Source organism: Streptomyces sp. NTH33 (genome assembly GCF_003236365.1).
GTDB lineage: Bacteria > Actinomycetota > Actinomycetes > Streptomycetales > Streptomycetaceae > Streptomyces.
Genome location: NZ_POTZ01000316.1, coordinates 1 through 8,299 on the forward strand (window position 1 = coordinate 1; position 8,299 = coordinate 8,299).

Annotated in this window: 4 protein-coding genes and 1 pseudogene; all 5 read left to right on the forward strand. The window is 72.9% G+C overall.

Features of this window, described 5'->3' with window-relative positions:
* Positions 1-99: 99 nt before the first annotated feature.
* Positions 100-1,890: pseudogene (locus tag C1I97_RS25575) on the forward strand (ABC transporter ATP-binding protein); the annotation flags it as partial.
* 25 nt (positions 1,891-1,915) lie between these two features.
* Complete coding sequence (locus C1I97_RS25580) at positions 1,916-3,649, forward strand: ABC transporter transmembrane domain-containing protein (protein ID WP_111005525.1); 1,734 nt, start codon at positions 1,916-1,918, stop codon at positions 3,647-3,649.
* Positions 3,646-5,442, forward strand: a complete 1,797-nt coding sequence (locus tag C1I97_RS25585) for an ABC transporter ATP-binding protein (protein ID WP_111005526.1) — start codon at positions 3,646-3,648, stop codon at positions 5,440-5,442. Before C1I97_RS25580 ends, C1I97_RS25585 begins: the two co-directional genes overlap by 4 nt.
* Positions 5,443-5,850: 408 nt before the next feature.
* Entirely contained in the window at positions 5,851-7,509 is a 1,659-nt protein-coding gene (locus C1I97_RS25590) for a M4 family metallopeptidase (protein WP_111005527.1), read from the forward strand.
* Positions 7,510-7,582: 73 nt separating this feature from the next.
* Positions 7,583-8,101, forward strand: a complete 519-nt coding sequence (locus tag C1I97_RS25595; RefSeq protein WP_111005528.1) for a DUF1990 family protein — start codon at positions 7,583-7,585, stop codon at positions 8,099-8,101.
* Positions 8,102-8,299: the final 198 nt, after the last annotated feature.

Consider the following 8,299-nt stretch of genomic DNA (forward strand, 5'->3'; position numbering starts at 1 on the left):
AAGAGACAGCTCGTCCTCCTCTTCGGGCGAGCGCCCTCCTGCCATCAGGTGGGCGTACTCGGCGTTGGTGCGCAGCAGTTCGTGGTGCGTGCCCACGGCGGCGATCCGGCCGCCCTGCTGCGCTCCCTGCTCGCGCCCATGAAGGTCCGCGTGGCCGGCACCACGCTCCTGCTGCTGCTCCAGCAGGCGGCGGTCCAGGCGGGCCCGCTGCTGGTGGCGTACGCGATCGACACCGCCGTACCGGCGTTCCGCGGGCACGGCCACGGGCCGCTGGTCGCGGTGGCCGTCGGCTACCTGCTGTGCGCGGTCGCCTCCGGCGCACTGCAGTGGGCGTTCATCGCCGCCTCGGCCCGGGTCAACCAGGACGTGCTGCTGGACCTGCGCGGCCGTATCTTCCGCCATGCCCAGGCGCTCAGCGTCGACTTCCACGAGCGCTACACCTCCGGCCGGCTCATCTCCCGCTCCACCACGGACGTCGAGTCGCTGCGCGAGCTGCTCGACGAGGGCCTCCAGGAACTGGTCACGGTCGTCCTGTCCTTCGTCTACATCTCGGCGATGCTGCTGTGGCTGGACCTGGGCATGGGCGCGGTCGCGGTGGCCTCCTTCGTGCCCCTGTACCTGCTGGTCCGGCTCTACCGGCGGCGCGCCGGGCAGGTGTTCCGGGAGCGGTCGACGGCGATCGCCGCGGTGATCGTGAAGTTCGTGGAGACGATGAACGGCATCCGGCCGGTGCGTGCCTTCCGCCGCGAGGCCGCCAACGACGCCGACTTCCGCGTCCTCAACCGGCGCCACGAGCGCGCCAACGGCGACTCGCTCCTGGAGATGGCCCGCTACGTCGTCGGCTCCCGTCTGGTGGCCAACACGGCGGTCGCGTCGATCGTGCTGTGGGGCGCCTACCGGGTGGCGGACGGTTCCCTGGAGCTGGGTGTGCTGGCGGCGGCGGTGCTGTACCTGCGCCGGTTGTACGACCCGATCGACCGGCTCGGCATGTTCCTCAACTCCTACCAGTCGGCGGCGGCCTCGCTGGAGAAGATCGCGGGCCTGCTGGCGCAGACCCCGTCGGTCCCGGAGCCGTCGACGCCCAGGCGACTCCCGGCGCTCGAGTCGGACCTGCCCGGACGCGAGGTCGTCTTCGACGGCGTCCGCTTCGGCTACCGCACGGGCGGCGAGGTGCTGCCCCGCTTCGACCTGACCATCCCGGCCGGCCAGACCGTCGCCGTGGTCGGCTCCACCGGCGCGGGCAAGTCGACCCTGGCCAAGCTGCTCGCCCGCTTCTACGACCCTTCCCCAGGCTCTGAACTCCGTTCGAGCGGGGGAGACCCCGGCGGCGGCCGCGTGCTGCTGGACGGCGTGGACCTGCGCGAACTGGCCGTCCCCGAGCTGCGGCGCGGGGTCGTCATGGTCACGCAGGAGGCGTTCCTGTTCTCCGGCACGGTCGCCGAGAACATCGCCGTCGGCCGCCCGGACGCGACCCGCGAGGAGATCGAGCGGGCCGCGAAGGCGATCGGCGCGCACGACTTCATCAGCGCCCTGCCCGACGGCTACGACACGGACGTGCGCAGGCGGGGCGGCCGCATCTCCGCGGGCCAGCGCCAACTGGTCTCCTTCGCCCGGGCGTTGCTCGCCGACCCGTCCGTGCTCATCCTCGACGAGGCCACCAGCTCGCTCGACGTCCCGGGCGAACAGGCGGTGCAGCGCGCGATGGCCACGGTCCTGCGGGGCCGTACGGCCGTGGTGATCGCCCACCGGCTGTCCACGGTGGAGATCGCCGACCGGGTGCTGGTGATGGAGCACGGCCGGATCGTGGAGGACGGCACCCCGGCCGACCTGATCGCCGGCACGGGCCGCTTCGCGCACCTGCACCGGGCGTGGCGGGACAGCCTGGCCTGACGACCGTACGGGAACGGGGAGACCAGTGATCGACGCGTACGAGGACCCGGGCACGCCCGACCGCCGGGGTGGGTGGCGGTACCTGTGGTGGCTGGTGAGGTGCCAGCCGGGCCGGTCGGCGGCCGGGGCGGCGCTGGCCAGCGTCTGGATGGTGCTGATGGCGGCGACGCCGTACCTGATGGCCCGGGCGATCGACGACGGCCTGCAGCCGGGGAACATGGCGGCGCTGGCGGGCTGGACGGCCGCCCTGGTGGCGGTCGGGACGTTCAACGCCTGGGTGAGCGTCATGCGGCACCGCACGATGACCCGGGTGCGGATGGACGCCAACTTCCGCACGGTCAAGGTCGTCGTCGACCACGTGGTCCGGCTGGGCGCCGCGCTGCCCCGCCGGGTGGGGGCCGGGGAGGTCGTCACGATCGGCGTCGGCGACGTCCGGACCATCAGCCAGTGCCTGACCGTGGTCGGCCCGGGGGTGGGGTCGGTCGTCGTCTACGCGGTCGTGGCCGGGCTGCTGCTGTCGGTCTCGGTGCCGCTGGCGGCCGTCGTCCTGCTGGGGGTGCCGCTGATCGCGGTGCTCGTCGGGCCGCTGATGCGCCGGCTGCAGGGCGCGGAGGGCGAGTACCGGGAGCGGCAGGGTGTGCTGACCGCGCGGATCGGCGACCTCGCGGGCGGGCTGCGCGTGCTCAACGGACTGGGCGGCAAGGGGCTGTTCGCGGACGCCTTCCGCAGGGACTCGCAGCGGCTGCGGGCGCAGGGCTACAAGGTCGGTGCCGTGACCAGTTGGATGCAGGCGCTCGGGGTGGGTCTGCCGACGCTGTTCCTGGCCGTGGTGACCTGGCCGGCGGCCCGGCTGGCCGCCGAGGGGCGGATCACCGTGGGCGAACTGGTGTCGGTGTACGGCTACGTCGCGGTCCTGGTGGGGCCGGTGGCGTTCTTCATCGAGTGCGGCTATCAGCTCAGCCGTGGCGTGGTGGCCGCCCGCCGGGTGGTGGGGCTGTTGCGGGTGGAGCCGGACGAGGACACCGGAACGCGGGACGCGCCTGCCGAGCCCTCGGTGCTGTACGACCCCGAGTCCGGGGTCCGGGTGCCGCCGGGGCGGCTGACCGCGCTGGTGTGCGCCCGCCCCGCCGAGGCGGTGGCGGTGGTCGACCGCCTGGGCCGCTACGAGCCGTCGGCGGCCACGTGGGGCGGGGTCCGGCTGGACGAGATCGAGCTGTCCGCCGTACGCGAGCGGATCCTGGTCGCCGACAACGAGGCCGACCTGTTCGCCGGGACCCTGCGGGAGCTGGTGTGCGGGCGCCGGGACCGTGCGGACGCCGACGTGGCACGGGCGGTGCGCGCGGCCGTCGCCGACGACATCGTGCAGGGGCTGCCGGACGGGCTCGACTCGGCCGTGTCCGCGCAGGGCCGCAGCCTGTCCGGCGGCCAGCGGCAGCGGGTCCGGCTGGTGCGGGCGCTGCTGGCCGGCCCGGAGGTGCTGCTGGCGGTGGAGCCGACCTCGGCGCTCGACGCGCACACCGAGGCCGCGGTCGCGGACCGGCTGCGCCGGGAGCGCGAGGGCCGTACGACGGTCGTCACCACCACCTCCCCGCTGGTGCTGGCCCGCGCCGACGCCGTCCACTACCTGGTCGACGGCAAGGTCGTGGCCGGCGGCAGCCACCGCGAACTCCTCGACGCCGAGCCGGGTTACCGGGCACTGGTGGCACGCGACGCCGAGGACACCGACCGGACCCCCACCGCAGAGGAGGCCGTGCGATGACCGCTCAGGTTCCGGGACGGCTGCCGGTCGCCGAACCCGCGGACGTACGAAGGGCGGCGGTACGGCTGGTCCGGGCCGACGGGCGGGCCTTCACGGCCGTCCTGCTGCTGAACGCGCTGGCCGCCGGCGCCGGCCTGGCCGGTCCGTGGCTGCTCGGCCGGATCATCGACCACGTCCGGGCCGGGGGCGGGGTCGGTGCCGTGGACCGGATGGCGCTCGCCATCGTGGTGTGCGCGCTGGCGCAGCTGCTGCTGGCGCGCTGGGCGCGGTACGTGGGGCACCGCTTCGGCGAACGCACGCTGGCCCGGGTGCGCGAGAAGTTCGTCGACCGGGCGCTCGGGCTGCCCGCGTCGGTGGTGGAGCGGGCCGGCACCGGTGACCTGACCACGCGGGGCACCGCCGACGTGGCCACCGTCGGCACCACGCTGCGGGACGTGGGACCCGAGTTCCTCGTGTGCGTGGTGCAGGCGCTGTTCGTGCTGGTCGCGGTGTTCGTGCTGGACCCGCTGCTCGGCGCCGTCGGGGTGCTCGCGCTGACCCCGGTCTGGTGGGCGCTGCGCTGGTACCTGCGCCGGGCGCGGGACGGCTACCTCGCCGAGGGCGCGGCCACCTCCGAGGTCGCCGAGATCCTCGCGGCGACCGCGTCCGGGGCCCGTACGGTCGAGGCGTTCCGCCTGTCCGGGCAGCGCGTCTCGGCGAGCCGGGACGCGCTGGACACGTCCCGGCGCACCCGCCTGTACACGCTGTTCCTGCGCAGTGTGTTCTTCCCGGCGGTCGAGGTGTCGTACATCCTCCCGGTGGCCGGGGTGCTGCTGGTGGGCGGCGTCCTGCACGCGCGGGGCGCGGTGAGCCTGGGCGCGGTGGTGGCCGCGGCGCTGTACCTGCGGCAGTTCACCGAACCGCTGGACCAGATCCTGATGCACGTGGAGCAGCTGCAGAGCAGCGGCGCGTCGTTCGCCCGCGTGGAGGGCCTGGCCCGCGCGCCGCGGTCCGCTCCGCCCGGCTCCTCCGCCGCCGCCCCCGCTCCCGCGGACGACCGCATCGACGTGACCGGGGTGCGCTACGCCTACGAGCGCGGCGGCGAGGTGCTGCGCGGGGTCGACCTGACCGTGCGGCCCGGCGAACGGCTGGCCGTGGTGGGCCCGTCCGGCGCCGGCAAGACGACCCTGAGCAGGCTCCTGGCGGGTGTCGACGCGCCGACCGCGGGCTCGGTCACGGTGGGCGGCGTGCCCGTGGCCGGCCTGGAGCCGGAGCGGCTGCGCCGCCAGGTCGTCCTGGTCACCCAGGAGCACCACGTGTTCCTCGGCACGGTCCGCGACAACCTGCGCATCGCCGAACCGGCGGCCACGGACGAGCAGGTGTGGTCGGCGCTGGCCGCCGTGGGCGCCGACGCCTGGGTACGGGAACTGCCGCACGCCCTGGACACCGAACTCGGCACCTCCGCCCACCGCACCGACGGCTCCCAGGCCCAGCAACTCGCCCTCGCCCGCGTGGTCCTGGCCGATCCGCACACCCTGATCCTGGACGAGGCCACGGCGCTGCTCGACCCCACCACGGCCCGCCACACCGAACGCGCCCTCGCCGCCGTCCTCCAGGACCGCACGGTCATCGCCATCGCCCACCGCCTCCACACCGCCCACGACGCCGACCGCGTCGCCGTCATGGAGGACGGCCGCCTCACCGAACTCGGCACCCACGACGACCTGGTGGCGTCCAACGGGGCGTACGCGGCGCTGTGGCACACATGGCACGGGGACGAAGCGGCGCCTTCCGACGACGGACGACGGCCCTGAGCCCGCTGTCGACTCCACCGTTTTTCATCGGACTTGACAGGACATGGGACACCCTTTGTCCGAATATCGAACATGAACATCCGAACAGCGAACGGTTTCCGGCCATTTTCTGACGCCCCCTGACCGGGCGAGTGCCGACGACGACTCGGGCGACGCCCGCCCCGAGCCCTGGAACCAGCCCGCCCAAGTGCGGTCCCGGCGATCCCGCGACGCCGGGGCCGCACCCGTCCATGACGCCGAAATATTCAGCCGACCGTCGATTTTCGGCCAACATCACTTCGGGTCACTGACATGTACGCGTCCTTGGTGCCACTCTTCCTCCACCCGCCGCACGAGCACAGCACCACTCACCACTGCTCCGGCCCGGCATCCCCACGCCGGCCGGACACCCCCACATAAGGAGCTTGTGTGACTCCCCGCATCTCGCGTCACAAGCGCACCACTCTGGCCCTCGCCACCGCTGTCGCGGCCGGAGCCCTCCTCAGCACCGCTCTGAGCACCAGTGCCTCGGCCCAGACCCCGGCCGGTTCCACCGGCGTGGCACCCCTCGCCGCCGCCCCCGTCCTGCTCTCCGACACGGCCCGCGCCGCCCTGATCCAGCAGGCGCAGACCGAATCCTCCGACACGGCCCAGGAGATAGGCCTCGGCGCCCAGGAGAAGCTGGTCGTCAGGGATGTCGTCAAGGACGCCGACGGCACGGTGCACACCCGCTACGAGCGCACCTACGCCGGACTGCCCGTCCTCGGCGGCGACCTGGTCGTCCACACCTCCAAGGCAGGCAAGACCCAGGGCGTCACCAGAGCCACCAAGGCGACCATCAAGGTGGCCACGCTCACGCCGAAGATCGCCGCCGCCAAGGCCGAGAAGCAGGCGCTGACCCTCGCCAAGGACGCCGGCTCGGAGAACACCGCCCCCGAGCAGGCCCCGCGCAAGGTCGTCTGGGCGGGCGGCGGCACGCCGGTCCTCGCCTACGAGACGGTCGTCGGCGGCCTCCAGGACGACGGCACCCCGAACGAGCTGCACGTCATCACCGACGCGGCCACCGGCGAGAAGCTCCACGAGTACCAGGGCGTCCACACCGGCACCGGCAAGACGCTGTACGCGGGCACGGTGACCCTCAGCACCTACAAGTCCGGCACCTCGTACCAGCTGTACGACACCACCCGCGGCGGCCACAAGACGTACAACCTGGCCCGCGGCACCTCCGGCACCGGCACGCTGTTCACCGACGCGGACGACGTGTGGGGCACCGGCACCGCCTCCAGCTCCAGCACCGACCAGACGGCCGCCGCCGACGCCGCCTACGGCGCCCAGGTCACCTGGGACTTCTACAAGAACACCTTCGGCCGCAACGGCATCAAGAACAACGGCGTGGCCGCCTACTCGCGGGTCCACTACGGCAACGCCTACGTCAACGCCTTCTGGCAGGACAGCTGCTTCTGCATGACGTACGGCGACGGCGCGGGCAACGTCAAGCCGCTGACCTCGATCGACGTCGCCGGCCACGAGATGAGCCACGGCGTCACCGCCAACACCGCCCGCCTGAACTACTCCGGCGAGTCCGGCGGCCTGAACGAGGCCACCTCCGACATCTTCGGCACGGGCGTGGAGTTCTACGCCAACAACGCGTCCGACCCCGGTGACTACCTCATCGGCGAGAAGATCAACATCAACGGCAACGGCACCCCGCTGCGCTACATGGACAGGCCCAGCAAGGACGGCTCCTCCGTCGACTACTGGTCCTCCACCGTGGGCAGCAAGGACGTGCACCACTCGTCCGGCGTCGCGAACCACTTCTTCTACCTCCTCGCGGAGGGCAGCGGCGCGAAGACGATCAACGGCGTCAGCTACAACTCGCCGACGTACAACGGCGCCACGGTCACCGGCATCGGCCGCGCCAAGGCGCTGCAGATCTGGTACAAGGCGCTGACCACGTACATGACGTCGACCACCAACTACAAGGCCGCCCGCACGGCGACCCTGAACGCGGCGGCGGCACTGTACGGCTCCGGCAGCACCGAGTACAACACGGTGGCGGCGGCCTGGTCCGCGGTCAACGTCACCTGACCGTCCGGTAGTCGACGGGTGCGGCCCCCCGGGAGGAAGTCCTTCCCGGGGGGCCGCCCTACGCTTGGGTCCCATGTCTACGGAGGACTTCACCTACGAGGAGGTCGGCGCGACCCGCGAGCAGGGCCACTGCCCTCCGGGCTTCCACCCCCTGCACGTGCGTACGCGTATCGGCGAGGGCGAGGAGGTGTTCCGGCGGGCGTCCGAGGCGGTGCTGACGTGGGAGGTGCACCGGGCCCTCGGCGTGGGCGTCGACGCGAGTGCGGAGCGGGCCGCGGCCGGTGTCGACGTCACCGTCAGTGTCGCCGGGATCGTCAGGGCGCCGTGCCGGGTGGTCTGGACGGTCGAGGAGACCCGTCGCGCCGGCTGGGCCTACGGCACGCTGCCGGGACACCCGGAGTGCGGGGAGGAGGCCTTCGTGGTGGACCGTACGGGGGACGGGACCGTCTGGCTGACGGTCACCGCGTTCAGCCGGCCGGCGAAGTGGTACACCCGGGCGGCCGGACCGGCCGCCCGGGGGGTGCAGCACGCGTACGCCCGTCGCTGCGGTGCGGTGCTGCGGAGACTGTGCGCCGGCATACCGGAGCCGTGACCGCGGGGCGGGCACGGCCACGAACACGTGCTCTTCACCTCCACCCTGCGGGGCAATGCCGTTGTTTGAGATAGTCAAGCAGTGCCCGTGACGGGTCGGTGGTGCGGTCGTTGGGCAGGTCATGCATCCGTGGGTGGGGTTGTCCGATGATGTGCGGCTGGGGGTGCTCACCGAGTGGGTGACGCCGGAGTTGGTTGA

Bases quoted from the DNA above. Each gene is read 5' to 3' on its own strand.
- C1I97_RS25585 (WP_111005526.1), top strand. From the start codon at position 3,646: ATGACCGCTCAGGTTCCGGGACGGCTGCCGGTCGCCGAACCCGCGGAC.
- C1I97_RS25595 (WP_111005528.1), top strand. From the start codon at position 7,583: ATGTCTACGGAGGACTTCACCTACGAGGAGGTCGGCGCGACCCGCGAG.